This window comes from Hymenobacter translucens (assembly GCF_020685205.1).
GTDB lineage: Bacteria > Bacteroidota > Bacteroidia > Cytophagales > Hymenobacteraceae > Hymenobacter > Hymenobacter translucens.
Window position 1 is genome coordinate 1 of the sequence record NZ_JAJERB010000011.1, and the last position, 25,171, is coordinate 25,171.

22 protein-coding genes are annotated in these 25,171 nt (G+C 63.1%); 19 read left to right on the forward strand and 3 right to left on the reverse strand.

All coding sequences use genetic code 11. The features are described 5' to 3' along the window. The 5 genes from LJY25_RS19295 to LJY25_RS19315 all read left to right on the forward strand — a co-directional run. Positions 1–1,552 (forward strand): beta strand repeat-containing protein (locus LJY25_RS19295; RefSeq protein WP_227610124.1); only part of this gene is annotated, 1,552 nt, incomplete at its 5' end. A 317-nt stretch (positions 1,553–1,869) separates the two neighbouring features. Then, the gene (locus tag LJY25_RS19300; protein WP_227610125.1) at positions 1,870–3,540 is read left to right on the forward strand and encodes a histidine kinase; all 1,671 of its coding nucleotides are present in this window, start codon (positions 1,870–1,872) and stop codon (positions 3,538–3,540) included. Positions 3,541–3,544: 4 nt separating this feature from the next. Then, positions 3,545–4,243: a LytR/AlgR family response regulator transcription factor gene (locus LJY25_RS19305; RefSeq protein WP_227610126.1), complete on the forward strand. Its 699-nt coding sequence runs from the start codon at positions 3,545–3,547 to the stop codon at positions 4,241–4,243. Between the two features lie 208 nt (positions 4,244–4,451). After that, on the forward strand, positions 4,452–7,130 hold the full coding sequence (locus LJY25_RS19310; protein ID WP_227610127.1) for a TonB-dependent receptor domain-containing protein: 2,679 nt from the start codon (positions 4,452–4,454) through the stop codon (positions 7,128–7,130). Positions 7,131–7,343: 213 nt separating this feature from the next. Beyond that, the gene (locus LJY25_RS19315; protein ID WP_227610128.1) at positions 7,344–8,435 is read left to right on the forward strand and encodes a porin; all 1,092 of its coding nucleotides are present in this window, start codon (positions 7,344–7,346) and stop codon (positions 8,433–8,435) included. A gap of 10 nt (positions 8,436–8,445) precedes the next feature. On the opposite strand, the gene LJY25_RS19320 is transcribed toward LJY25_RS19315, so the two are convergent. After that, positions 8,446–8,865, reverse strand: coding sequence for a hypothetical protein (locus LJY25_RS19320; RefSeq protein WP_227610129.1), 420 nt, complete (start codon positions 8,863–8,865; stop codon positions 8,446–8,448). Positions 8,866–9,134: 269 nt separating this feature from the next. Here LJY25_RS19320 and LJY25_RS19325 point away from each other — a divergent pair, with 269 nt between their 5' ends. The 4 genes from LJY25_RS19325 (at position 9,135) to LJY25_RS19340 (ending at position 14,119) form a co-directional block, all read left to right on the forward strand. After that, positions 9,135–10,157 carry a ferredoxin--NADP reductase gene (locus LJY25_RS19325; protein ID WP_227610130.1) on the forward strand — a complete coding sequence of 341 codons (1,023 nt, stop codon included), beginning with the start codon at positions 9,135–9,137 and terminating at the stop codon, positions 10,155–10,157. Between the two features lie 279 nt (positions 10,158–10,436). After that, positions 10,437–10,940, forward strand: a complete 504-nt coding sequence (locus tag LJY25_RS19330; protein WP_227610226.1) for a fasciclin domain-containing protein — start codon at positions 10,437–10,439, stop codon at positions 10,938–10,940. 228 nt (positions 10,941–11,168) lie between these two features. Continuing rightward, complete coding sequence (locus LJY25_RS19335; protein WP_227610131.1) at positions 11,169–13,484, forward strand: endonuclease; 2,316 nt, start codon at positions 11,169–11,171, stop codon at positions 13,482–13,484. A 263-nt stretch (positions 13,485–13,747) separates the two neighbouring features. Continuing rightward, positions 13,748–14,119, forward strand: a complete 372-nt coding sequence (locus LJY25_RS19340) for a hypothetical protein (protein WP_227610132.1) — start codon at positions 13,748–13,750, stop codon at positions 14,117–14,119. A 24-nt stretch (positions 14,120–14,143) separates the two neighbouring features. Here the strand turns inward: LJY25_RS19340 and LJY25_RS19345 are convergent, their stop codons facing one another. Further along, the gene (locus tag LJY25_RS19345) at positions 14,144–14,425 is read right to left on the reverse strand and encodes a GNAT family N-acetyltransferase (RefSeq protein WP_227610133.1); all 282 of its coding nucleotides are present in this window, start codon (positions 14,423–14,425) and stop codon (positions 14,144–14,146) included. A gap of 225 nt (positions 14,426–14,650) precedes the next feature. On the opposite strand from LJY25_RS19345, the gene LJY25_RS19350 reads away from it, so the two are divergent. The 3 genes from LJY25_RS19350 to LJY25_RS19360 all read left to right on the forward strand — a co-directional run bounded on the left by LJY25_RS19350 (position 14,651) and on the right by LJY25_RS19360 (position 16,734). Further along, the gene (locus tag LJY25_RS19350) at positions 14,651–15,136 is read left to right on the forward strand and encodes a hypothetical protein (RefSeq protein WP_227610134.1); all 486 of its coding nucleotides are present in this window, start codon (positions 14,651–14,653) and stop codon (positions 15,134–15,136) included. A 101-nt stretch (positions 15,137–15,237) separates the two neighbouring features. Beyond that, on the forward strand, positions 15,238–16,395 hold the full coding sequence (locus tag LJY25_RS19355; RefSeq protein ID WP_227610135.1) for a Gfo/Idh/MocA family protein: 1,158 nt from the start codon (positions 15,238–15,240) through the stop codon (positions 16,393–16,395). 72 nt (positions 16,396–16,467) lie between these two features. Then, entirely contained in the window at positions 16,468–16,734 is a 267-nt protein-coding gene (locus LJY25_RS19360) for a SemiSWEET family sugar transporter (protein WP_227610136.1), read from the forward strand. 143 nt (positions 16,735–16,877) lie between these two features. Here LJY25_RS19360 and LJY25_RS19365 read toward each other — a convergent pair whose 3' ends face one another. Continuing rightward, positions 16,878–18,983: a TonB-dependent receptor family protein gene (locus tag LJY25_RS19365; protein ID WP_227610137.1), complete on the reverse strand. Its 2,106-nt coding sequence runs from the start codon at positions 18,981–18,983 to the stop codon at positions 16,878–16,880. Positions 18,984–19,203: 220 nt separating this feature from the next. Between LJY25_RS19365 and LJY25_RS19370 the strand changes: the two genes are divergently transcribed. From LJY25_RS19370 to LJY25_RS19400, 7 genes are all read left to right on the forward strand, one after another. Further along, positions 19,204–19,677 carry a DUF2147 domain-containing protein gene (locus LJY25_RS19370; RefSeq protein WP_227610138.1) on the forward strand — a complete coding sequence of 158 codons (474 nt, stop codon included), beginning with the start codon at positions 19,204–19,206 and terminating at the stop codon, positions 19,675–19,677. A gap of 76 nt (positions 19,678–19,753) precedes the next feature. After that, a complete protein-coding gene (locus LJY25_RS19375) occupies positions 19,754–20,824 on the forward strand; it encodes a DUF6268 family outer membrane beta-barrel protein (protein ID WP_227610139.1) in 1,071 nt (356 codons plus the stop codon). A 110-nt stretch (positions 20,825–20,934) separates the two neighbouring features. Then, on the forward strand, positions 20,935–21,456 hold the full coding sequence (locus LJY25_RS19380) for a hypothetical protein (protein WP_227610140.1): 522 nt from the start codon (positions 20,935–20,937) through the stop codon (positions 21,454–21,456). Between the two features lie 81 nt (positions 21,457–21,537). Continuing rightward, entirely contained in the window at positions 21,538–22,773 is a 1,236-nt protein-coding gene (locus LJY25_RS19385) for a PQQ-dependent sugar dehydrogenase (RefSeq protein WP_227610141.1), read from the forward strand. Positions 22,774–23,000: 227 nt separating this feature from the next. After that, the gene (locus LJY25_RS19390) at positions 23,001–23,456 is read left to right on the forward strand and encodes a hypothetical protein (RefSeq protein ID WP_227610142.1); all 456 of its coding nucleotides are present in this window, start codon (positions 23,001–23,003) and stop codon (positions 23,454–23,456) included. A 605-nt stretch (positions 23,457–24,061) separates the two neighbouring features. Then, on the forward strand, positions 24,062–24,616 hold the full coding sequence (locus LJY25_RS19395; protein ID WP_227610143.1) for a hypothetical protein: 555 nt from the start codon (positions 24,062–24,064) through the stop codon (positions 24,614–24,616). 100 nt (positions 24,617–24,716) lie between these two features. After that, positions 24,717–25,031: a sll1863 family stress response protein gene (locus tag LJY25_RS19400; protein WP_227610144.1), complete on the forward strand. Its 315-nt coding sequence runs from the start codon at positions 24,717–24,719 to the stop codon at positions 25,029–25,031. Positions 25,032–25,171 lie beyond the last annotated feature (140 nt).

The window sequence follows — 25,171 nt, forward strand, 5'->3', positions numbered from 1 at the left end:
CAGCACCGATGTGTTCGTGGCCAAGTGGGATGCCACGGCCCAGGACTTTACCTGGGCTACCAGCGGCGGCGGCCCGGGCAACGACGATGGCCGGAGCATCGCCGTGAGCGGCACCAACGTGTACGTGACCGGCGTCTTTGCCAGCAACACTAACGCCAGAATCGCCGGGCAGTCGCTGGCCGGGGCGGGGGGCAACGACGCATTCATAGCCAAGTATGTAGATACCAGTACGGGCAGCACCCCAGCCACCAGCTCCTTCGCCAACGGCTGGGCTACCAGCGCCGGCGGCACGGGCAACGATGTAGGGCTCGACATCGCCGTAAGCGGTACGGGTGTATTCGTGACCGGCGTCTTCAGCAGCAGCACCTTCGCGAGCATCGCCGGGCAGGCGCTGGCCGGCGAGGGCGGCCAGGATGTGTTTGTAGCCAAGTATGTAGATACCAGTACGGGCAGCACCCCGGCCACCAGCTCTTTCGCCAATGGCTGGGCCACCAGCGGTGGTGGCACCGGTAACGACATAGGCCGCGGCATCGCCGTGAGCGGCACGGGCGTGTACGTGACGGGGGACTTCTCCAGCAACACTTTTGCCACCATTGCCGGACGGGCGCTGGCTGGTGAAGGCAGCCAGGACGCATTCGTGGCCAAGTATGTGGACACGAGCACCGGGAGTACCCCGGCCACCAGCTCCTTTGCGAATGGCTGGGCTACCAGTGGTGGCGGCACGGGCATCGACCTGGGCCGTAGCATTGCCGTAAGCAGCACGAGCGTGTACGTGACCGGCACTTTTACCAGCAATACCTTTGCCGCCATCGCCGGGCAGGCGCTGTCCGGGGCCGGGGGCAACGACGTGTTCTTGGCCAAGTATGTGGACACGAGCACGGGCAGCACCCCGGCCACCAGCTCCTTTGCGAATGGCTGGGCTACCAGCGGTGGCAGCACCGGCAACGACGCAGGCTCTGACATTGCCGTGAGCGGCACGAGCGTGTACGTGACGGGCATTTTTACCAGCAACGCCAACGCCAGCTTTGCCGGGCAGGCGCTGCCCGGGGCGGGGAGCAACGACGTGTTCTTGGCCAAGTACGTGGACACGAGCACGGGCAGCACCCCGGCTACCAGCTCTTTCGCCAATGGCTGGGCTACCAGCGGCGGTGGCCCGGGCGCAGATACGGGCCAGAGCATCACCGTGAGCAGCAGCCGCGTGTACGTTGTGGGCTCCGTGAATCCGCCGGCTACGTTCGGCAGCATCAGCTTTGGCAGCGGCACGAATGGCAGCAACTTCCTGGCCGGATTGCCAGCGACGACGACCCTGGCCACGACCAAGGGCAACACTCAGCTGTTGACGCTGTCGCCGAACCCAACCCGCGGCGCAGCCCGGCTCACGGGTATAGCTCCTCACGCTGCCGTCACGGTACTAGATGCCCTGGGCCGTTCGGTAGCCACAGCTGCTGCCGATGCGGGCGGTACGGCGGACCTTGTGCTGCCCGCAGGGCTGGCCCCGGGCGTGTACCTGGTGCGCAGCGGCACTCAGATGTGCCGCCTGGTAGTGGAGTAGCGCCGCTGGGCCGAGGCCAATACGGTGGTGCTTACACCAAGCACGCCTCACTTAGCCGTCTTCAAGTGTGCTCCACTGCTTAAACTGTCTTAATGCAGCCGGTCCTTTCGGCTGTCTTCTTCGGAATACGACCAGCTCTTTTCTAAAAGGCAATCCGGTTGGCTCCTTATACAACCTATGCTTGCCTGCACATGCTCAGGGTTCCGGACCAGCGGAGCGTAAGGGGGAGTAGATGTGCCAAGTAAATTTACCTTTTAGGCCTCTTCAACGCTCCAGCGCCGGTGAGACGATTACACCTTTTTTTGGGGTTGCTGCTTTTGAGCCTGACCGTAGGTCAGGCAGCGCACGCCCAGGCATTTACCCCTATTTCGCAAAGGCTGACGGACTGGTGGTGGAAGCCGGCTGGCACAACCGCGTTCGGGCTGCCCAATGACACGAGCGGGTGGCGACCTGCGTCGTGGTGCATCACCGTACTTGACGATCAGCGCAGCCCGGCCCGGCAGATGTGGCTGCGCACCCGGGTGACCATCTCCGAATCCCATCGCCGCTCCCATGCGATGCTGGTGCTGCGGGGTTGGAGCACGGCCTCGGAGGTGTACTGGGACGGCGAGTTACTTAACCGTAACGGCTGGCTCGGGCCTCAGGGAGAGCAGCCCGGGAGCTGGCACCAGCAGCTGGCGCTCTCCCCGGCGCGAGCACAAGCCGGCACGCACACCTTGCTCGTGCGCGTGTCCAACGAACAGTTTGCCGAACGGCCCTGGCAGCCAACTGCTGTCCTCACTACCGGGGCGCTCCACCTGGCCCAGCAGCAAGCGGCGGGTTCTTCCGCGATGCTCATCATCGGGATGCTGGTAGCTTCGGCCCTGTTCTGCGGGCTGTTGTACGTCGGTTTCGCGCGCCAGCGGTCCTACTTGTCGCTGATTGTCTACTGTGGCTTACACGCCCTGATAATCTACGCCGGCTTGCTGGGTGCAGCGCGCGACGCCAGCCCGGCCGAATATTTCCTGTTCGTTCACGACGTCTCGTATCTGGCCCTGCTGGCCAACAACCTCTGCCTGCTGACATATCTGGTGCTGGAGTTTCGCCTGCCGCAGGGACGCTGGTGGCTAGCCGGGACCCTGGCGTTTTCGGTCGCGGCGTACGGGTGGTTGCCCGTGAACCCCCACTTCGTCGTTTTTACGGTGGTGTTGGTGGCGGCCGGGCTGGTGGCCGTGCGGCTGCGGCCCGAAGCCAGCGGCTGGGCCTTGGCTGGCATCGTAGCCATGGCCGGACTGACTTTCATGGGCTACCTGAGGCTGCTGCCGCTGGCCTACTACTGGGGCATTGTATGCTTCATTGGCATCATGGCAATTTCCATCGGGCGGCAGCTGGTGCAGCGGTACCGGGAGCAGCAGGAGGCGCAGCTGCGCTCGGTGCGTCTGGAAAACGAGCTGCTGCGCAAGAACATCCAGCCGCATTTTCTATTTAACACGCTCATGTCCCTGCAGGAGCTGATTGAGGAAAACCCCAAGCAGGCCAATCAACTTATCGACGCGCTGGCCGCCGAATTTGAGTTGGTGTCGAGTATCGCCGAGGAAAAACTTATTTCCATCGAAGAAGAGCTGCAAATCTGCCGCACTCACCTCCGGATTATGGGCTTCCGCCGGCAATCAGAATTTGTGCTCGAAACCCGCGGCCTGCTCGGCACCGAGCAGGTGCCGCCCGCTACCTTCCAAACACTTATCGAAAACGGCCTGACGCACGGCTATGCACAGCGCGGCACAGGTCGCTTTGTGCTGACCAAAGAGCCCCTGGTCCGCGGGGTGCGCTACCGCCTCTTCAACGACAGCGACGCGGCCGCCTGCAGCCGGCCCGTGGTGGAGGGCACCGGCTCGCGCTACGTTAAGATGCGCCTGGAAGAATCCTTCCCCGGGGCGTGGCACCTGCGCTCCGCCCCGGTGAATGGCGGCTGGGCCGTGGAAATCGACTTACTGGAACCCTCACGCTAGCGCCATGCGTGTGCTCATTGTCGAAGACGAAGCCTTGGTGGCGAGCCGCATCGTACGCTTGCTGCGCGAGGTTCTGGGCGAGCGGCTTAGTAGCGTGGCCGTGCAGCATTCGCTTGACAGCGCCCAGTTCTTTCTGCAGGATACGCCCATTGACCTGCTGCTGCTCGACCTGAACCTGAACGGGCAGGACGGCTTTAACTTGCTGCAACAGGCCGTGGCCGGCTCCTTTCATACGATTGTCGTTTCGGCCAACCAGCAGCGGGCCATCGAGGCCTTCGACTATGGCGTGCTGGACTTCGTGGGCAAGCCCGTGACGGCGGAGCGGCTGCAAAAGGCCCTGGCCCGCTTCGGCCACCGCGAGCTCCGCGCCGCTGCGCCGCTCAAATACCTGGCCCTACGCCGCCGCCAGGCCATCCGGCTGCTTGACATCGGCGAGGTCCTCTTCATCAAGGGAGCCGGTATCTATTCCGAGCTGCACCTGCGCAACGGCAGCGTGGAGCTGCACGACAAGTCGCTGCAACGCCTCCAGGAGGTATTGCCACCGGATTTCCAGCGCGTGCACAAGTCCTACATCGTGCGGCTGGTGGACGTGCGAAAGCTGCTCAGCCACGGCTCCAGCAAGTACGAGCTGGAACTTCGCAACGGCACCCTGCTGCCGGTCGGACGTGAACGGTATAAGGAATTAAAACAGGTGCTGGGCTAAACGCGGCAGGTGCAAGCCCGGCGTCGGCTTAGCCAGGCGCCGGGCTTGGCAGGACCGGGAAAAGGATTGTTGAAACCGACAAGCCCGATCTCGGGGACGTGGCCGGGAGCCTTTGGTAAGGAAATAGCGCCGTTCATTAGCTAATGCTGGCGACAGGGCAAGTGAGCGAATAGGTTTGGCACAGTTCCCACCTTTCCCGCTGGCCTTTATGAAAATCTTCTCTGCTCAGCCCCTGGCCCACGTCCTGACCGCCGGTAGCAAAAAAGCAAGGAACGCTCACTTTCTGCCGCTACTAGCGCTGGCCGCTATTCTCACGACTGAAGCAGCGGCCCAGGCACCGGCCGCCCCGGCGTCCAGGCCGGCAGGCGGCCCTGCTGGTAGTCCGACCGGCGCAACGGGCGGAGCTGCCGTGCCGCCGGTGCTGAACACGCTTCCAGCGCCGCGGGGCAACGGCCGCATTAGCGGCGTGGTGCTGGACGGCGCCACCAAAAAGCCGGTGGAGTTTGCCACCGTGGCCCTGCTGCCGGCCAGTGGCGAGAAGCCGGTAGACGGCACCGTGGCCGACGGCAAAGGCCGCTTTACCCTCAAGGGCCTGGCCCCGGGCGCGTACCGGCTGCAGTTCAGCTTCCTCGGCTACAGCACCGTGACGCAGCCGGTGGTAACGCTGGCGGACAGCCAAATGCTGGTAGACCTGGGCAGCGTAGAGCTGAAGGCAACCGCCCAGAAGCTGAACGAAGTAACGGTGACCGGCGAGCGGCCCATGGTGGAAAGCAAGCCTGACCGCCTGGTGTACAACGCCGCCCAGGACGCCAGCAACCAAGGCGGCACCGCGGCCGACGTGCTGCGCAAAGCCCCCATGGTAAGCGTGGACCCCGACGGCAACCTGCAGCTGCGCGGCTCGGGCAACGTGACCATCCTCATCAACGGCAAGCCCTCGGCCGTAGTGGCGGGCGACGTGGCCACAGCCCTTAAGCAGCTGCCCGCCGACCAGATCAAGAGCGTAGAAGTAATCACCTCGCCCTCCGCCAGGTACGACGGTGAAGGCTCGGCCGGCATTATCAACATTGTGCTGAAGGAAAACAACCTGCAGGGGGTGAATGGCAGCGCCGGCCTGGCCCTGGGCACCCGCAACTCCAACGCCAACGTAACCCTGAACGTCCGCAGAGGCAGGCTGGGCCTGAACGCCGCACTGAATGGTGGGGCTTTCTACGCCCCCCGGGCCCTGGAAGCGAGTCGGGTGGACCGCGACGTGCTCACGGTGGTGAACGGACAGTCGCTGCGCACAACGGGCCGCCTGTTTCAGCGCAACGATGCCCGGGGAATGGGCATCGGCAGCCAGGGGCGTATTGGCCTGGAATACGAGCCCGCTCCCAACCACGCCCTTAGCCTGACTTTCAGCTCGGCCCTGCTCACCAACCGCTTTGACATCGACGTCCACAACCGTTACACCCTGGACCAGGGGCAGCCAACAACTGCCCACCCGCTGTTTGGTAACTACACCCGCGAGCAGGTAGTAAGTAATGCCGTGCGCACCTACGACCTGATGGGTGCCTATACGCGCAGCTTCGGCGCCAAAAGCCGCCGCGAGTGGACCGTACTGGCCCAGCATAGCCGCAACCGCCGGCACGCCGAATACGACGTGACGCAGTTCCCCCTCCAAAACCCCGACTTCAACAACCCTCAGTACCGCGAGCAAAGCCCTAGCCTGGCCCGCAACCTCGAAACGACCCTGCAAACCGACTACGTGCACCCGCTGGGAGAAAAGCAGACCGTAGAAGTGGGTGCCAAGATGATTCAGCGCCTGGTGTTCAGCGACTACGAGGTGTTCCGTACCAACCTGGGTACCGGTGCCTACGGCCTCGAGCCCGGTCTGACCAACAAGTTCGATTACGACCAGGACGTGTTGGCCGGCTACGCCACGTACGGCACCAGCCTGGGCAAGAAATACAGTGCGCGCTTAGGTGCCCGCGTAGAGCGCACCGACCTGCGTGGCAACTTCCAGAACCAGGAAAGCGAGTTCCGAGTGGGCTACAGCAACGTGCTGCCTAACCTGGCCCTCACGCGCACGCTCAGGCAGCCGGGCTCCTCACTGCGGGCGACGTACTCGCGCCGCATCCAGCGCCCCAGCATCTTCTACCTTAACCCGTACCGCAACGAGTCGGACCCGCGCAGCATTCAGCAGGGCAATCCCAGGCTGGACGCCGAGTTCACGGATAACTACGAACTGAACTGGAGCACTTTCGTCAAGGGCGCTAGTATCAACGTATCGGGGTACGCAAGGCTGACCAACAACGCTATCGAGCAGGTATATACCACCGACAAATCCGGCCGGGTGCTCTCCACTTTTGGCAACGTGGCCCGCAACCAGACCTACGGCCTGAACCTGTTCGCCTCGGCCAAGCACCTGCCCAAGTGGAACATCAGCGGCAATCTCAGTGCTTACTACGTCTACCTCAGCAGCCCAGTGCTGAACACCAGCAACCGTGGCATGGTGTACTCGGCCAACCTCAACACAGGCTACCAGCTGGGCAGGGGGTTTAGTGCCCGCGTGTTTGCCATGGTCAACTCCCCTCGCATCCAGCTGCAGGGCCGCAACTCGCCCTGGCAGACGTACTCGCTGAGCCTCCGCAAAGATCTGTGGAAGGGCAAAGGCGACCTGACCATGAATGCTGACAACCTCCTGAACCGCTACGTTCGGCTCGCCAATACTTTTGAAAACGGCCAGTCCATGTCAGCTAACACCACCTACGTGTACAACCGCGGCGTGCGGGTGGCCGTGGCCTATCGTTTTGGCAAGGTGGAAAACAAGCCCAGCCGTCCCAAGCGCAGCATCCGCAACGACGACCAAAAAGCCGGCGAGGGCGAGACCGATCAAGGTAGTAACTAAGCATTGCCATCGCCCAGTGAGAGGATCGTGCGCACCGCCGCTTGCCGGGCTGCGAGATTTGAGCCGGACTGACCCTGGCGGGCAGTAGCGACTTGGTAGTAGCGGGGGCTCAGCCAAGCTCTTCCCGCAGAAAGCAGTCTGTGCCGATACGTCCGGCTAGGTAAAGCCACCCTGATTCAGCCATTAGTCTGATTAACCAGCTACTTTTCCTGCATGAAGAAAAGGCTGATCGGTGCCCTGGTATTACTTAGCTCGGCTGGTGCCGCTCAGCAGCCGCTGGCTCCGGACACAGCCACCACGCCCCCGAACCCGCTGGCGCTGTACGGGGCGGTAGACGCCTACTACGGGTTCGACTTCAACCGCGCCCCGGGGCAGGACCGGCCAGCCTTTCTGTATTCCCACAACCGGCAGAACGAGTTTGCCATAAACCACGCGGTAGCCGGGCTACGGTACCAGGATGAGCGGGTCCGCGGAGCTGTTGGCCTGCAAGCCGGCACCTACGTGAGCGCGAACTACGCAGCGGAAGACCCCGCGGTACGCCTGCTCTACGAAGCTTACGCGGGCTTCCGGCCCTTCCGCCGGGCCTGGCTCGACGCCGGTATTTTTGCTTCCCACATCGGCTTTGAGTCGGCCATCAGCCAGGAGAACTGGACGCTGAGCCCGTCGCTGATGGCTGAAAACTCGCCTTACTATGAAGCGGGTGTGCGCCTGGCCTACGAAATAAGCCCCCGACTAACCGTGACCGGGCTGGTTTTAAACGGCTGGCAGAACATCCGGGAAACCAACCAGGGGAAGGCCTTGGGCACGCAGGTGCAGTGGACGCCGGCTCCCAGATGGCGACTTAACTCCAGCACCTTCGTGGGCAACGAGGCGCCAGTGGATGCGCCCACGCGCCGGCGCTATTTTCACGACTTCCACGCGCGCTACTCCCCTACCGACCAGCTTAGCCTGGCGCTGGTGTTCGACGTAGGCTGGCAGCAGTGCGCCGTCGGCCGGGGGGATGTCTGGCATACCGGAGCGCTGCTTGGGCGCTACGCTTTCACGAAAGCGTGGGCCTTTGCCGCCCGGGCCGAGTATTACCAGGCCGAGCGCGGTGTTATTATCAATGCGGCCCTGCCCGCCGGTTCCGCTCCGGTAGCAGCGCTGGTGGGCGCATCGCTCAACCTGGACTACGCGCCTACGCCCCGGGTGCTGGCCCGGGTAGAGGGCCGGATCCTACGCGCTGAAGCCCTTGTTTTTCCCCAGCACAGCGGGCCGGGCCGGAACTACCCTAACCTGACCTCTTCCCTGGCTTTTTCCTTTTGATCAACGAAGGCTATGGGTCGTCGCGACGCTGGGCCAGCCAGGCATTGGCTTCGCCTTCGTCGATAAAGCGGGCAAACTGAAACGACGACTCTCCGGCCGGCGGCTGACTTTCGGGTTGCTGAGCCACCGCGTGTAAGTGGTCGGGCAGCACCAGAAACGACACGTACAGAGAGCCGCTCAGCTCCCGCTGCAACGCCGGCAGAAACCGGCTGACCACCCACTCGGGCCCGTTCAGGCTCCGGTCGGTACGGCGGCGGGAGTCAATCAGCCAGTGCCGGCAGCCGTGTTCCATAGCTGCCTGGCGCAGGGCATCGTAGCCGTCCTGCATCTCCGGGTCCGACACGGAACGCAGCCACCGGCCCACCAGCAGCCGATTGTCGGGCCGGTAGGTGATGTGCAGAAAGCTGGCGGGCGCAGAAGGCTGGTTCATGAACCGGACTAGAATAGAAAGACAGCGTGCAAGCCCGGTGGCTCACAACCGGCTAAAGCTACACATCTGCTCTTCGCCAGTCCATTCGGAAGCCGCAAATTCCGGCCCGCTTTCACCCGGGGCTGGCAATTCAGCCGGCGTCAAACACTTCGCCCCATTCATACTGCACTCTAACCAACTGACCTTCACACCCCTTCTTTACTTATTTACGGCGGGCGGGAAGGGCGCCGGCTGAATCACGTTATTTAGCAGAGCCTTTACCGCCGCCTATGTACCACACGCTCATCGTCGGGGCCATCCGGGAGGAAACGCCGGGGGTGCAGACGCTTGTCTTCGACGGTCCGCCCCTGCCGTACCAGGCGGGGCAGTACCTGACGCTGCTGCACCCGCAGAACCCGGCTTTGCGCCGCTCCTACTCCCTGTCGTCGGCTCCTGCGGTGAATGAGCAGCTGGCCATCACCCTCCGGCGGATTCCTAATGGTGCTTTCTCCCGTTACCTGACCGATATCATCCGCCCCGGCGACGCGCTGATGACCATCGGAGCCGGGGGCTTTTTCACCTTGCCCGACGCCGCCACGCCCTACCAGGAGGTATTTTTCTTTGCGGCGGGCAGCGGCATCACGCCCATCTATTCCCTGCTGAAGGAGGTGCTGTATGCCCGGTCGCCGCTGCGGGCCGTGCTGGTGTACAGCAACCGCAGCCCTGAGGAAACCATATTCTACCGGGAGCTGACCAACCTGCGGGCGCGCTTTCCGGAGCGCCTGCACGTTGAGTTTCTGTTCAGCAACCACCCCGAGCTGGCCCGCGCCCGCCTTTACAAAGACCGACTTAAGCAGCTGGTGCGGCAGCACAGCCGGGCCCCGCTTGCCGAAACCCTGGCCTACGTGTGCGGCCCGCTCGACTACATGCGCATGTGCCTGTATGGACTGCGGGAGCTGCAGGTGCCGCTGGCCAACATCCGGCGGGAAAACTTCAATCCAGCCACCGTGCAGCCGCCCCGGTCGGTGCCCCCGGATACCGCCCCCCATACCGTGGGCCTTCGGCTGGGAACCGCCCGCTATGCATTAACGGTGCAGTACCCGACCTCGATTCTGGCGGCGGCCGAACAACACGGACTGACGCTGCCCTACAGCTGCCGCACCGGCATCTGTGGCAGCTGCGTGGCCCGGTGCGTGCGCGGCACGGTGTGGATGTCGACCAACGAGGTGCTGACCGAACGCGAAGTAGCCCAGGGGCTGGTGCTGACCTGCGTGGGCTTTCCCGGCGGGGACGACGCGGAGCTACAGCTCTGAACGCCGGCCGCCCGCCCCGGGTAGAAAGCACTAACAACTTGCCAGGCATCCGGTCACCGCGGGCACTATTCCCGCTCGTGCTGGAAAAAATATAGCAGCCGGTAAAATCCGGTAGCTGAACCGTGGCGTAAGTCGGGCATCATTCAATTTATTCCCCTCCCAAACCTCTTTCTCATGACTAAGAACCTGCTCTCCGTAACCGCCCTGGCCATTGCCCTCACCCTGGGCGCTGCATCTTCCACGCAAGCACAAAAAATGAAGTCCAAGTCTAAATCCGACATGGGCCAGGGCAAGAGCAACGCCAGCAACGGCAGCTCGGCCGGTGTAATGGTGGGCGGTGCCATGATGGTGCCCAACAAGGATATCGTGGACAACGCCGTGATGTCGTCGGACCACACCACGCTGGTAGCCGCCGTGAAAGCCGCCGGTCTGGTGGAAACGCTGAAGGGCGCGGGTCCTTTCACCGTATTTGCTCCCGCTAACTCGGCGTTCGACAAGCTGCCCGCCGGCACCGTGAACACGCTGGTGATGCCCGAGAACAAGGCTACCCTCACCAAGATCCTGACCTACCACGTAGTAGCCGGCCGCCTTACGGCCAAGGACCTGAAGAACGGTCAGACGCTGACCACCGTGCAGGGCGAAACCCTGACCGTGGTGAAGAAAGGCAACTCGTTGATGCTGCGCGACGCCAAGGGCGGCATGAGCACGGTCACCATCCCGAACGTGATTTCGAGCAACGGCGTAACCCACGTCATCGACACCGTCCTGATGCCCGCCAAGTAAGGCCTGGGCCGACTGCCATAGACACACCATGACCGTCGGCTGAGTGCCCGCCCTGCCTACGACCTGCCCCATTCGGCAGCTTTTGAAAACGCCCGGCTTTTCTGAGTCGGGCGTTTTTGCGTCCGGCCGGAGATAAACAAATGGTTAAGCCTGGGTTAGCCGCCGCAGTTCGGCGGAATTTGCCGATATTTGATACCGTTTTTCTCTGGTTCCCACCAATTCACCTATATGAAACACTTTTTCGCCTGGACGCTCGCCGTCATGTTAGGTATCAGCAGCGTCGCGCAGGCGCAGGTACGCCCCCCGGCGGCCCCGGCCAACCTGCAGGGGCAGCCGCTGAAAGACTGGCTGCGCCAGAACTGGTACGACGGCAAGCGCGTCGTGCTCAGCTACAACGACGCCCGCGGCAAGATGTACAACTACGCCGACAACTACCAGGGCAAGGTTACCTGCGTGTACTCAGGCTATCAGGAAACCGTGCGGCTCGACTCGAGCAGCACCAGCACCGGGGGCGTAAACCGCATCAACTGCGAGCATACCATTCCGCAGTCGTGGTTTAACGAGGTGACGCGCATGCGCTCCGACATGCACCACCTGTTTCCGACCTACGACACCTGGAACTCGGACCGGGGCTCCGACCCGTTCGCCGAAATCCCCGATGCCCAGACCACCAAGTGGATCCGCAACCTGACCGCGCAGGCAACCATCCCGACGAGCAACATCGAGGAGTACAGCGAAGACACCAACTCCCTGTTTGAGCCCCGCGAAGACCACAAGGGCAACGTAGCCCGGTGCGCCTTCTACTTCTACACCATGCACCAGGGCCAGACCTTTGACCCCGGCAAGGACGTCATCACGGCCCTGGCAAACCTGAACACGCTCTACCAGTGGCACCTGGCCGACCCGGTCGACGCCCGGGAGCGGGAGCGCAACCGCCGCGTGGCCAAAAGCCAGGGCAACTACAACCCCTACATCGAATATCCGGACCTCGTGGCCCGCGCCTGGGGCTTCGTGGTGCAGCCGACCTTCTCGTTTGCCAGCGCCACCGGCTCGATCAACGAAGGCAACAACGCCACGTTCACGTACACGGCGACCATCAACGTAACCCCGGCTCCTACCTCCCCGCTTACGGTGCAGGTAGCGGCCGACGTGGCCAACTCCACTGCCTCCAGCCCATCCGACTACACCTTCAGCACCCAGACGCTGACATTTGCCGCCGGTCAGACTTCCCAGACGGTAACCGTAACGGTTATTGGTGACGCAACGCCGGAAGCCGATGAGACCGTGCTGCTGACGCTTCAGAACGCCTCCACCGGGGGCAGCATCGGCGGGCCGGCCGTCCATACGCTTACCATCACCAACGACGACGGCCCCGCCCCGACCATCAACTTCGCTACGGCCACGGGTGCCGTCAACGAGGGCAATACCGGCACGACCACCTACTCCGTGAACGTGGCCCTGACCGGCTCGGCCCCCTCGGCCAACCTCACCGTGCCCGTAACGGTCGTTGCAACCGGCACCACCGCCGACGCCGCCGACTATACCCTGGGCACTGCCACGCTTAGCTTTGTGGCCGGGCAAAGCCGCCAGAATGCCGTCGTTACCATCACCGTGAACGGGGACACCCAGCCCGAAGCCAACGAAACCATCCGCCTGCGCCTGGGTCAGCCCTCGGGCGGCGGGGCCGTAATCGGTCAGCCCAACGAGCATATCCTCACCGTCACCAACGATGACCAGGCCCCGGTAGGCGCCGACTGCTCGGACCTGTACTTCTCGGAATACGTGGAGGCCGCCGTAGGCAATACCAAGGTGGTGGAAATTTATAACCCGACTTCCAGCCCTATCAGCCTGACCAACATCCGCGTTGACCTGTTCGCCAACGGCGCCACCACGCCGACCTCGACGGCGGCGCTGAGCGGCACCATCGCCCCCGGCGACGTGTACGTTATTGCCAATGCCGGCTCGGCTGCGGCTGTACTGGCCCAGGCCGACCTGACCTCCAACATCACGTTCTTCAACGGCGACGATGCCCTGGCTTTGTTTGACGGTACCGACACGCTCGACGTAATCGGCGTAATCGGCCAGCAGCCCACCGGCGGCTGGTTCGTGACGGGCGGCACCACCACCAACGCCACGCTGGTGCGCAAGCCCAACGTGGGCAAAGGCCAGGCCCGCTGGGCCCAGGGCTCCGGCACCTGGCAGTTTGTGGGCACCGACGTGTTCAACAACGTGGGCAGCCACACCAGCACTGCCTGCAACACGACGGGCACCACCAAGGCGGCCCCACTGGGTGCCGGCATCGAGGTGTATCCGAACCCGGCCAGCGGCGCCGTGCAGGTGCGCATTCCCGGCCTGAGCGGCCGTCACCAGGCCAGCATCGTGCTGTTCAACGCCCTGGGCCAGCAGGTCCGGGAAGTAAGCCAGCCCCTGACCGGAGCCGACGCCGCCACGGTCAGCCTGCAGCACCTGTCGGCCGGCCTGTACTCGGTACGGGTGACGGTTGACGGGGTGCGCTACACGAGCCGCGTAGCCGTGCGCCCCTAGCCAAAGCAGGTCAAGCGACCGGACAGCACCGCCACCTGAAGGAGGAGGAAAGCCAGCCCGGCCGCTTAAAGCCCCGGAAACCAGCCCGCCCAACGGAATTTCGTCGGGCGGGCTGGTTTTTTTGTGTGCGGGCAGGATGCCGGACAGCCCCAGCCCGGGCCACCGGGCGAAGATTTTCGGGGCCGGAGCTGGTTGCCGTCGGGCTTTTTTGCGTAGAAACGCTCACATGGCCCTCCGGGGCCGGACAAGCTAACTTCTACCCCATGAAAGACAAAGCCCAGAACCCCGACGAAAAGGCCCCGCGCCGCACCACCCAGAACCAGCCCGCTACCAACGCTGACCCGAACGCCTCGTTCCGCGGCACCGAGGACGAGCACCGCCCGGGCGAAAACCTGTACACGCTGCCGGAAATGCAGGAGCAGCAGCCCCGCAACCCCACCAAGCCGAACGACACGCCCCCGGCCACCACAAACCTGGCCAACGACGGAGAATCGCAGCTCGACCGCGAAACCCACGGCCAGCTGCTCGACGATGTAGGCGCCGACAAAACCGACGGTGCTTCCGGTCAGGGCCGCACCACCCCCATCATTGCGCAATCGGCCGGACTCGAGGACAACAACCGCGAGAACCGCTAACTGCCGGGTTTTTCCGAAGCGCCGCTACGCCAGCAGGTCCGCATAATCGGCGTGGTGGCGCTTCACGAAGCCGGCCATAAACCGGCAGGACGTAAGCACCCGCAGCTTTTCCTGCCGGGCAAAATCCAGGGCGTGCCGGGCCATTTCTTCGGCTATGCCCTGCCCGCGCATCGGCTCCGGCACAAACGTATGCTCGAAGTCAACCAGATCTTTTTCGGGGCGGCTGTAGGTGAGCTCGGCTTCGTCGCCGGTGACGTTGACCTTAAAGGTCTGCTCGCTTTGAATGTGCTCGACGTTGATTTTCATATCAGCTAAAAAGGAATACGGGAAGTCATGCCCAACTACAGGCAACCCGACGGCTTACGTACATCCGCCGAAAGTGGTGTCCGCAGGTGCTGGATTTGACGGCCAGCCGGCCGGATTGCTCCTTGCCGATCCGTCGGGTCGCGGAACTACGGTTAGCCATTTCCCCTGATTCCCGCGTACAACCTCTGCCCTCCCGTTCCCATCCACTTCTCAACCGCTACTGCCATGAACGACCAGAACCAAAGCCGCAACGACGAAAACTCCAGCACCAACCCGGGTCAGCTGGCTGAAAACCACAAGGTAGGCCGCCAGCTCGCCCGCGAAGACGCCACGCCCAGCAGCGCCGGGCAGACCGCCGGTGAGAATGCCCGGCCCAACACGTCTCCTACCACGCCCAACTACGATGAGTTCGGCCAGGCCCAGACCGGCGCTGCGTGGGCCAGCGAGGCGGAGGCTCCACTTGGCGCTACCAACAGCATCACCTCCGCCCCGGGTGCGCCGACGACGCCGGCTCCCGGCCAGCGGGGAGCCTCGCCCCAGAACCTGGCTCCCGGCGCGGTGCGCATGGCCCAGGACGAGAGCGAGGAAAATGCCCGCGCGGCCTTCGAAGCCGATGACCCGCGCTACGGCAGCGGTACCCGCAACTGGGCCACCAACGAACCAGCTAACCGCAGCACCGGCCCCGCTTCCGACGATGACGGCCAGGACTAACTGAGAAATACGTCATACTTAAAAGCGCCCGGGCACAGGTCCCGGGCGCTTTTTTGATGCTTCGCAACGCCCGGCTGGCCTTGCCCGTTCAGCTTTCCGATATGGCTGACACTTCTACTTCTCTCGATTCCCGGCGGCGCTTCCTGGCTCAGCTCAGCCTGGGAGCGGCGCTGGCCGCCGTGGCCGGCGCGGCCGCGGCCCTCCCTCAATCCGAACCCGACCCTATGAAAACGACTGATTCCGCCAAGCTCGGCTACGCCATCGTGGGCCTGGGCAAGTTTGCCACCCAGCAGATCATGCCCAACTTCAAAGACTGCCAGCATGCCCGCATCACGGCGCTGGTCAGCGGCTCGCCCGAAAAAGCCAGAAAGCTGGCCCGGGAGTACGGCGTGGCTGAAAAGAGCGTGTACAGCTACGAGAACTTCGACTCCATCAAGGACAACCCGGAGGTTGACATCGTTTACATCATCCTGCCCAACGGCCTGCACGCCGAGTACACCATCCGGGCCGCCCGGGCCGGCAAGCACGTGCTCTGCGAAAAGCCCATGGCCACGTCGGTGGAAGACTGCCAGAAGATGATTGACGCCTGCAACAAGGCCGGCAAGAAGCTGATGATTGCCTACCGCGCCCACTACGAGCCGTTCAACCTCGACGCCGTCGAGCGCATCCGCAAGGGCGAGCTGGGCAAGCTCCGGGCCATTACCTCCGACCACGGCCGGCCCGTGAAGCCCACCGAAGAAAAGGCCGACGTGTGGCGGGTCGATAAAAAGCTGGCCGGCGGGGGCTCCTTGATGGACATCGGCATCTACGCCCTGAACGCGGCCCGCTACCTTACCGGCGAAGAGCCCGAGGAAGTCACGGCGCAGGAGTTCAGCGACAAATCCGACCCCCGGTTCAAGGAAGTGGAAGACAACATTCACTTCACGCTGCGCTTTCCGAGCGGGGTGCTGGCTTCCTGCACATCGTCGTACAGCTACGCCGAGGTAAAGCGGGGCCGGGCCTTCGGCGACAAAGCCTGGCTTGACCTCGACCCGCTCTCCGACTACTACGAGCACAACCTGAAGATCGGGGACAAGGAAGGGAAGCGGGAGCCCAAGCTGCAGGAAGGCAACCAGTTTGCCGCCCAGCTCGACCACCTGGCCGAGTGCGTACGCGACAATAAAACGCCCAAAACGCCCGGGGAGGAAGGTCTGAAGGACGTCCGCTACATTATGGCCATTTACGAAGCCGCCCGCAAAGGCAAGGCGGTAAAAGTGTAGTCCGACCGCCGAACCGGCCGTTGCAAGCTCCATCTTTGACGGCCTCTCTTTCGGCAGCTTTATTTTGTTTCAATGGATTTTTCTCTGACGTCGGTTATCGGCCTTACTGCGGCTACGCTTACCACCATTGCCTACGTGCCCCAGGTCTACAAAACCTGGCATGCCAAGTCGTCGAAAGACCTGTCGCTGGCGATGCTGCTGCTGTTCTCGACCGGCGTGCTGCTCTGGCTGATCTACGGCTGGCTGGTCAAGGACTGGCCCGTCATCCTGGCCAACGCCGCCACCCTGCTGCTCACCGGGGGGCTGCTTGTGCTATGGTTTAAGTACCGGGAGCAGTAGTAGCGCGTAACCAAACGCAGTAGCCTCCGCTTCGCGGGCGGTGTAATGGCGTCATTGGTTTGCTGTCATTGAAAGGCGCGGATATCAGCAGCGCTACCCGCAGTCGATGGTTCGCGCTGCCATCCATCAGCCAACCGTTCCGGCTATTTGTCCCACCGCCAGCCCAGCAGGATGCCGGCGTAGAAGCTGCGGCCCGGAGCCGGCTGAAAATAGCGGCCTCCAAAGGCATTCAGGTCGTTGCCGAGGCTGTAGCGCCGGTCGGTGGCGTTGTCGAGACCGGCGTGCACATCCACTTCCAGCCGCCGGACAAGCAGCCGGCGCCAGCCGGCCCGGGCGGCAAAGGTCCAGTAGCCGGGGGCGTACTCGGTGTTGGCATCGTTCAGGGGCAGGCGGGCCTGGTGGCTCAGGGTAGGATGCAGGTAGAAGCCCAGGCGGGACGACAGGTCGAGGCCGGCACTGAGCGTATGCGGGGCCGTGCCGGTAAGTTGGTTGCCGCTGAAATCGTCGGTGCCGGGCTGATAGCTCTGAAAGCGGAAACGGTTGTAGGCATAGCTTGCCCATATCCGCATCCCGAGGGGCCCGACCGAGTCGGCCGCGGGCAAAAGCCAGGCGCTGACCGCGGCTTCAACGCCCTGCTGCCGGGTGGCGCCGGAGTTGTAAAACAGCTGGGTGCCCTGGTCGTTCGAGCGCGACACGATGGTCTGGCGCAGCCGGAAGTCGAAGGCGGCCACGTCAAACGTAATCCGGTTACCGAGTAAGGCGCCGCGCAGACCGGCTTCGTAGTTGGTGCCCCGCTCGGCCTCCAGGTCCGTATTCAGGCTGCCGTTAGACGGGCGGATTTCCTCTTCGGTAGGCGGGGAAAAGCCGGTTCCCACGCTGGCGTAAGCCGAAACGAGCGGCGTCAGCTCCTTGAGCACGGCTAGCCGCGGCGACACCTGGGGCCGGAAGTCGCGGCTGAGGTCGTAGAGCTGGGCGGGCGTGTTCAGCGCGTCGCTCAGACGCCGGATATCGTAGCGCAGGCGGTTGTAGCTGGCTCCTACCGTGACAAGCCAGCCGGCCGGCAGCTCCCAGTCGGCCTGCCCGAACCCGAACCCGGTGAGCGTGCTGATTTCGTCGTCGTAGCGTAACGCGCCGGGCGTCCCGGCCCGGTTCTGGTAGTTGCGGGAGCTTTCAAAGGAGGCCTGCAGCTCGGCTCCGGCCGTCAGGCGCAGCACGCGCCCGGCCAGCGCCGCCTGGTAGCTGAAGGCCGTCCGCCCGCCCCCGCCCACGACCGTGTTGCGCTCGAAGTCTACGAGGAAGGGCGTCCGGATTGTGGTGCCGGTGGCATACAGGGTGGTTTTGTTGGTGAGCCGGGGCTTGATGCGGTAGTCGTGGGTGAGGCCGAGCAGGGCCGTACGCGACCGGTACGATGCCCGCTGCGCCACGGTGCCCGGGGCGGTAGCCGTCCCCGGCCGGGCCTGCCGCGGGTTCTGCGCAAACTGGGCCCGGGTAAGCCCCCCGGGCAGCTGGTAGTTCAGGTCGGTATACAGCAGGTGGGCGGCCACGGTACGGTTTTCGGCCGGAGTAAATAGCCCATCCACGGTCAGCACGTCGCGGCGCAGGGCGCTTTGCTCCCGGTAGCCGTCCAGGGTCTGGCGCACGTACCGGGCGCTCAGCTCTTCGGTAGCGGTGCGGCTGCCGGCCGCCGCCACGTAGCGCCGCAGTCCGAAGCTGCCGACCGTCAGCCCTACCTGGTCCCGCTTTTCGCCTACCTCCGGCCGGGGCCCGCTCAGCAGCACGGCTCCCCCGGTGCCGGCCCCGTACGTGCTGGCCGCCGGGCCTTTGATTATCTCAATCCGGCCGATGTTGGCCGGGTCGAGCAGGTTGAGCGGGGTGCTGCCGCTGGCTTCGGTGAAGGGAATGTCCTGGTAATAGACTTTCACGTTGCGGACCCCGAACGGGGAGCGGAGCGTACTGCCCCGCACGCTGAGCCGGTAGCTGGCCGTGGCTCTTTCTTCGAGGCGCACCCCGGGCAGGGTGTTCACCGCCGCCGTGAGCGAGGTGGGCCCGAACCGGTCGAGCGTACCGGCATCAGCTACCCCAATGGCCGCGGCCGTGCGGCGCAGGGGCAGGTACTGGCCGTAGCCGACCACGGTGGCTTCGGGCAGGCGAATGGCGCGGATAGTGTCGGGAGAGGCCGGAGCCTGGGCCCAAACCGGCAACGCGGCCGGGAAAGCCAGCAGCAGGGCCGGCAGAAAGGAACGGGACATGAACACAAGCAAAGCAGGTTCCTGCCAACGGCAAAGGCGGGGCCGGGGTTGGTGCTTTCACCCGGCCGGTTCTGCTGGTTTTGGTGCCGATATGCTGGCTGACAGGCCCAACATGGTTACTTTATTCGGCATGCAGCTTATTAGTTGCACAATTTGAACACGGTGCTTCCTATATTTACCCTGTAAGTTAGTCCTCACTTTAAAAACCCCTCTCCCCCTCATGCCACGTTTCGCTAAAATCGGGCTCGTCCTGTTCCTCAACTTTCTGTTGGTAGTGCTGGCCGTTCAGGCCGCCCATCTGGCCCCCAACCCCGACGCCGTAATCGGCGTGTGGAAAAACGGCGAGGGCACCGGCATGATTCAGATCTACAAAAAGAGCGACAACAAATACTACGGCCGGCTGGTGTGGCTGAAAGTGCCTAACAACCCCGACGGCACGCCCCGCACCGACGTCAACAACCCCGACGAGAGCAAGCGTAAAGTTAAGCTCAAGGGCCTGGAGAACATGCGCGAGTTCACGTACGCCGGCGAAAACAAGTGGGAAAACGGCAAGATCTACGACCCCAAGAACGGCAGCGACTACAGCTGCGAGATGACCCTCACCGACCCCAACACCCTGGAAGTACGCGGCTTTATCGGCGTGTCGCTCTTCGGCCGCACCGACGTCTGGAAGCGGCAGATTGCCAAAAAGTAATCAGCCCTGAATCCTGCCGGGCGGCCGCATTGGCTGGCTGCCCGGCGCTATTCTGCCCACTCCTCTTTTGTCTTGCATGAACTACTCCTACTTACTGCTGGCCGGGTGCCTGCTGGCCGGTGCGCCGGCTCTGGCCCAGGTCACCGACACGACCCGCACTACTACCCCGGCGGCAGACGAAAACTTCGACCAGTTCGGTGATGCGTCGGATGGCGGCACCAACTACGCCACGCAGAAAGTGCTGTACCTGACGCCGACCAAGCTGATTTCGCTTGGCTACGAGTACCAGCTGCCCTACACGCTTACTTCCGCCCAGTTCGCAGGCAGTCCGGCAGTTCGGCAGGCCGCCGTGGAAACGAAGGTCAACTCGGCCCGCGGCCTGCGTCTGGCATTCAACGCGCCCGTCATTTCGCGTAACAACGTCATTTTGAACCTGGGCCTGACCTACTGGAATACGGGGCTTGACGTGGCCAATCACGAACAGTCGCCCTACTTTCACCTTCTGCACAAGGGCCTGCGCACCACGGGTCTGAACGCCACCGTGTTCAAGCCCTTCGACATCAAGCACTTTATGCTGGTGCAGCTTAATGCTGACGCCAACGGCAACTACCGCAAGCCGGGCGACCTGTCGTCGAAGCACATGACGTACAGCGGCGCGGCCATTTTCGGCTGGAAGCCCAACGACAACCTGCAGTGGGGCCTGGGCCTGAGCCGCACGTACCGGGCCGGTCAGCTGCTGTACATTCCGGTGGTGCTCTACAACCGCACCTTTACGCCCCAGTGGGGCGTTGAAGTGCTGTTTCCGGCCCGCGCCGAGGTGCGCCGCAATTTCGGCACCACGGCCCTGCTGAAGCTCGGCTACGAGCTGGAAGGCAACGCCTACTACCTGGGGCAGGTTGGCACCCAGGACGTGTACCTGCGCCGGGGCGAGCTGAAGCCCCGCCTCACCTACGAGCAGCGGCTGGCGGGCTTTGTGTGGGTTTCGGCCCAGGCCGGGCTGCGCTACAACTACCGTAACGACGCCTTCCGCAACCAGAACCCGACCGGCGAAAAGGAAAGCCTGCTGGGCTCGGAACAGGCACTCTACGAAAACACGCTCACCAACCCGCTGTACTTCAACGTCAGCCTCAACCTAGTTAGTCCGTAAGCGGCTGGTCGCCATTGGGGAGATTCTGCCCCAATGCCGCCGACAATTTGTGGAAAGTACCTTGCCGGCGCATCGGATAGAGAAACACCTCTTCCGATGCGCCTTTTTTTATGAAAGCACTGTTTCTGACCGCCATTCTCCTCTTTCTCCTGCCCGACGCCCGGGCCTGTTCCTGCGTGACAGAGAACATTCCACAGAAGCAGCAAATTGCCAAAGCCTACGCCCAGGCCAGTCTGATTTTCACTGGCCGGGTGACGGCAGTTGAGGATGTAACGAGCATGGATACGACCCAGTTAACCTCCCCGGCTACCGGCCGCGACACCCTGCTTATAAGCCGTCGCCAGTTCCGTCGCTACACGTTTGCCGTACAGCGGCAGCTCAAAGGCGTTGCAGTTGGGCCCACCGTCATGATTGTAACGGATGGCCCCGGCTCATCCTGCGGAGTGAGCTACGCGGTAGGCTCCGAGCGGCTGGTGTACGCCTACACCGTGGATATGACGCAGGATCTGGCCGGCGTTGTTAAAAAAGTAGCGCCGTATTTTGTAACGGGCATGTGTACCCGCACCCAGGAGCTGCGCTACACCCAGGCGGCGGAGCTAAAGCAGCTGCGGAAGCTGGCCAAGGCAGGCTGAGTGCCGGCTCCTCTCGGGCTCGAGCGGCGTAACCCAAACGCTACAATAGCAGTTGAACCAAGCTGACTAAACTGTTCAGCTATGCGTCTGCTACCCAAAACCCTTACCCTTACCGCGCTTCTGGCCACCACTACTGGCTACGCCCAGAACGACTATGAAAAGACCGTCAAGGCGGGCTTCTCCGTCAACGTCTTCAAGCCCGGCAAGGTCGACGCCACGGCAGCCAACGTGGCCCGGCTCAAGGCCCCGGCCGGCTTTACCGTCACCAAGTACGCCGAGAAGGTGGGCAAGCCCCGGATGCTGGTGGTAGCCCCGAACGGCGACGTGTACGCCTCGGACCGCGACCAGGGCACGGTAATGCTGTTGCGCGATGCCAACAAGGACGGGCAGGCCGAGCCGGCCAAGGAAGTGGCCCGCCGCCCCGACCTGCACGGGCTGGCTCTCAAGGACGGCAAGCTGTACATTGCCGCCATCCGGGAGCTGTACGTGGCCGACATCAAGGCCGACGGCACCCTGGGCGAGCTGAAGACGCTGTATAAGGATTTGCCCGACGCCGGACAGCACCCCAACCGCACCATCAACTTCGGGCCCGACGGCAAGCTCTACCTCTCGGTGGGCAGCACCTGCAACGCCTGCGACGAGCGGAACAAGGAAAGCGCCACGCTGCTGCAGCTCAGCACCGACGGCTCGGGCCGGAAGATCTACGCCAAAGGGCTGCGCAACACCATCGGCTTCGCCTGGCACCCCGCCACCAAACAGCTCTGGGGCTTCGACCACGGCATCGACTGGCTTGGCGACGAAGACCAGCGCGAGGAACTGAATGAGCTCAGGGAAGGCGCCGACTACGGCTGGCCCTACGTGTACGCCGACGGCAAGATCCCGCCCCACCCCCAGCCCGCCGGCGAAACGCCCGAGCAGTACGCGGCTAAAACCGTGAAGCCGGTGCAGCTCTACGCCGCCCACGCGGCGCCGCTGGGGATGGTATTTAACACCGGCGCCCAGTTCCCGGCTGAGTACCGCAACGACGCCTTTGCCACCATGCACGGCTCCTGGAACCGCGCCCAGCCCTCGGGCTACCGCATCGTGCGGGTCCGCTACGACGCCCAGGGCCGGGCTACCGGCATCGAGGACTTCATCACCGGCTGGCTGGTGAACGACAACAAGGAGCAGTTCGGCCGGGTCTGCGGCATCGCCCAGCACCCCGACGGCTCCCTGCTGGTGAGCGACGATTCGGGCGGCGTAATTTACCGCGTGGCCTACACCGGCGGTAGCGGCAGTCCGGCAGCCAAAGAAAAGGTAAAGGCGAAAAAAGGCTAGCCAATGCAGCTTCTCGCCTGACACAAAAAGGGCTGACACAAATCTTTTTTGTGTCAGCCCTTTTTGTGTCAAGCAGTACCCTGAGCGTCGTAGCTGTCAGCTATTCGCATGTCAGACGGTGAGCTTGGGTTGTACACACAAGAAACGCAGCAGCTTACACACGAGACCCCGCTCTGGCGGCGTTGCAAGTGCTATTATTCGCTTACGCCGTAAATCTCTCACCTACCATGCTTCTGCGCCGTCGTCACCGTCGCCTGCTGTTGCTGCCGCCCGGCCTGCTGGCACTGGCTTTTCTGCTGTTGCTTGGTTGCCGGCAGGTGAGCCTGCACGCGGAGCGGCTGAACCTTAGGCATACGCTTGAGCTAAATCTTGATCCTGTAGGTGACGGGCATGCCTGGCAAGAGCTGCAAATCCTACCCTGGCGTACAGTAGCCTTTACCGGTAACATCTGGCTGGACTACTTCTCGGCCCAGGAGACGCAGGCAATGGTCCGCCACATCAAGGCTAGGTCCTTCGCGGCCGGCGGAGCCGGGCTACGGGTCCAGTTCAGTACCACGGCTAAGTATAGCTCTCTTATCCGGGTGCTTGACTGCTTGCATCAGGTTAAACTCAACAACTGGTGGCTGGAGGTGAATGATAAGCCAACCACCCTTTATGCCATGGGCGCCTACCGGTTAGAGTAGAGAAACAGTGTTGATAAGCTGCTAATTCTCACTTGTCGTCGTTTAGCCTACCTGCATGATAATACACTGTGCGACTCGTCGACATCGGCGCCGATTACTTCTCCCACCGGGCCTGCTGGCACTGGCGTTTCTGCTGCTGCTGGGCTGCCGGCAGGTGAGCCTGCACGCCGACCGGTTGAAGCCGCGCTATGTGCTGCATATTATCCCGCTAACCTCTTCGCCTAATTCTCTATCTCGCTTGATCAAGCTGCCTTCGTTGCAGGAGCTGGAAAAATGGAATTGGCATACAGTCACGTTTACCGGAAACATCTGGCTGGACTACTTCGAGGAGCAGGAAGCGGAGGCAGTGGGCCGGCGTCTAAAGGCTACCCACGGAGCAGGCGACGGGCTGCGGATTAGTTTAGGTCCAATAGCCAGATACCGTTCTTTAATTAAGATGGTGAATTGTATAGGGCACACCGGATATACCAAGTGGTGGCTGGATATGCGGGGCAAGTCAACCACCCTTTATGCGTTTGGAGACCGGTGGAGGTAGCAGCAAAACTGAGTTGCAAGGACTCAAACCGCCGGTTTCGTTGTTTCTTGCGGGTACGTAGCCTCGCCATATGCCCGCCCTTTCCCCCGACCTGCGCAAAGCCCTGCTCCAACTGCCTCAGAAAGAGAAAGACCAGCTGCTGGTGCGGCTCGTGGCCCAGGATGCGGTGCTGGTAGAGCAGCTCAGCTACCGCCTGCTCGAAGGCGACCAGGCCCTCGAAGCCCGGCGCGAGCTGCTGCGCACCCAGATCGACGACCCGGTGCGGGGCTACCACCAGACGCCCAACGACCTGCTCGTCATCGTGCGTCAGCTGCAGGCCCGCATCGGCTACCACGCCAAGATTACGGAGGATGCCTTCGGGGAAGTGGAGCTGACGCTGCGCCTGCTCAACCGCGTGTTCGAGCACCAGCCGGAGGTCGTCAGCAAGCTGCACGGGCCCACCCAGCCCCTGCTGCAGCACCTGGCCAAGCGCACCCACGACGCGCTGCGCCAGACCGAAAAGCTGCATTCCGACTACCATCTGGAGCTGAGCACGGCCATTCAGGAGCTGCTTGGGCGGCTGTGGCAGTCGGGGGCCGCGCCCCTGGCCCGGGAGCTGGGCGTGCCCCGCCGCTGGGGCAGCTAGGGCGACAAGCATCTTTTATCGGGCAAAAGCAGTAAAGAAGTGCAGATTCGGCAATTTTTAAGTTAGTTGCCCCCGCTGACCACCACTTACCTTTCCCGACATGTCCTATACGCCGAGCCCCGAAAACATGCGCGTGCCCAATCACCTCAGCGACGCTGAGCTGCGGCAGGCCCTGGATGAGCTGACTGCCAAGATTAAAACCCTGGAAAACCGCGCCCACGCCACCGCCGCCAACTCTGAGCACACCTACCACGAGCACATTGCCGCCCTGGAAGCCAAGCGCGCCAAGCTGGCCGAGAAGCTGGGTCCCGCCCCGGCCGCCGGTATGGCGGCCCCCGAGCGGGAAACCAGCGCCTGGGATGAAATCCGCCGTGGCATCGACAACCTCCGCGACGACCTGCGGAAGATTATCTAGCTACTCTGGTCTGTACAGCCTGTCCTCCTTTTCCGAACGCCCCGGCTCCCTGCGAGCCGGGGCGTTTTTCGTGCGGCCGGGTCGTTACCATTCAGCCGGAATAAAAGCAGGTCGGCGGGGTAGATTACCGTTCAGCCAAG

Coding starts and splice junctions, on each gene's coding strand:
- LJY25_RS19380 (WP_227610140.1), top strand. CDS start 20,935: ATGAAAGCACTGTTTCTGACCGCCATTCTCCTCTTTCTCCTGCCCGAC.
- LJY25_RS19400 (WP_227610144.1), top strand. CDS start 24,717: ATGTCCTATACGCCGAGCCCCGAAAACATGCGCGTGCCCAATCACCTC.
- LJY25_RS19305 (WP_227610126.1), top strand. CDS start 3,545: ATGCGTGTGCTCATTGTCGAAGACGAAGCCTTGGTGGCGAGCCGCATC.
- LJY25_RS19340 (WP_227610132.1), top strand. CDS start 13,748: ATGAAAGACAAAGCCCAGAACCCCGACGAAAAGGCCCCGCGCCGCACC.
- LJY25_RS19385 (WP_227610141.1), top strand. CDS start 21,538: ATGCGTCTGCTACCCAAAACCCTTACCCTTACCGCGCTTCTGGCCACC.
- LJY25_RS19335 (WP_227610131.1), top strand. CDS start 11,169: ATGAAACACTTTTTCGCCTGGACGCTCGCCGTCATGTTAGGTATCAGC.
- LJY25_RS19370 (WP_227610138.1), top strand. CDS start 19,204: ATGCCACGTTTCGCTAAAATCGGGCTCGTCCTGTTCCTCAACTTTCTG.
- LJY25_RS19310 (WP_227610127.1), top strand. CDS start 4,452: ATGAAAATCTTCTCTGCTCAGCCCCTGGCCCACGTCCTGACCGCCGGT.
- LJY25_RS19375 (WP_227610139.1), top strand. CDS start 19,754: ATGAACTACTCCTACTTACTGCTGGCCGGGTGCCTGCTGGCCGGTGCG.
- LJY25_RS19360 (WP_227610136.1), top strand. CDS start 16,468: ATGGATTTTTCTCTGACGTCGGTTATCGGCCTTACTGCGGCTACGCTT.
- LJY25_RS19365 (WP_227610137.1), bottom strand. CDS start 18,983: ATGTCCCGTTCCTTTCTGCCGGCCCTGCTGCTGGCTTTCCCGGCCGCG.
- LJY25_RS19320 (WP_227610129.1), bottom strand. CDS start 8,865: ATGAACCAGCCTTCTGCGCCCGCCAGCTTTCTGCACATCACCTACCGG.
- LJY25_RS19390 (WP_227610142.1), top strand. CDS start 23,001: ATGCTTCTGCGCCGTCGTCACCGTCGCCTGCTGTTGCTGCCGCCCGGC.
- LJY25_RS19345 (WP_227610133.1), bottom strand. CDS start 14,425: ATGAAAATCAACGTCGAGCACATTCAAAGCGAGCAGACCTTTAAGGTC.
- LJY25_RS19330 (WP_227610226.1), top strand. CDS start 10,437: ATGGGCCAGGGCAAGAGCAACGCCAGCAACGGCAGCTCGGCCGGTGTA.
- LJY25_RS19355 (WP_227610135.1), top strand. CDS start 15,238: ATGGCTGACACTTCTACTTCTCTCGATTCCCGGCGGCGCTTCCTGGCT.
- LJY25_RS19325 (WP_227610130.1), top strand. CDS start 9,135: ATGTACCACACGCTCATCGTCGGGGCCATCCGGGAGGAAACGCCGGGG.
- LJY25_RS19395 (WP_227610143.1), top strand. CDS start 24,062: ATGCCCGCCCTTTCCCCCGACCTGCGCAAAGCCCTGCTCCAACTGCCT.
- LJY25_RS19315 (WP_227610128.1), top strand. CDS start 7,344: ATGAAGAAAAGGCTGATCGGTGCCCTGGTATTACTTAGCTCGGCTGGT.
- LJY25_RS19350 (WP_227610134.1), top strand. CDS start 14,651: ATGAACGACCAGAACCAAAGCCGCAACGACGAAAACTCCAGCACCAAC.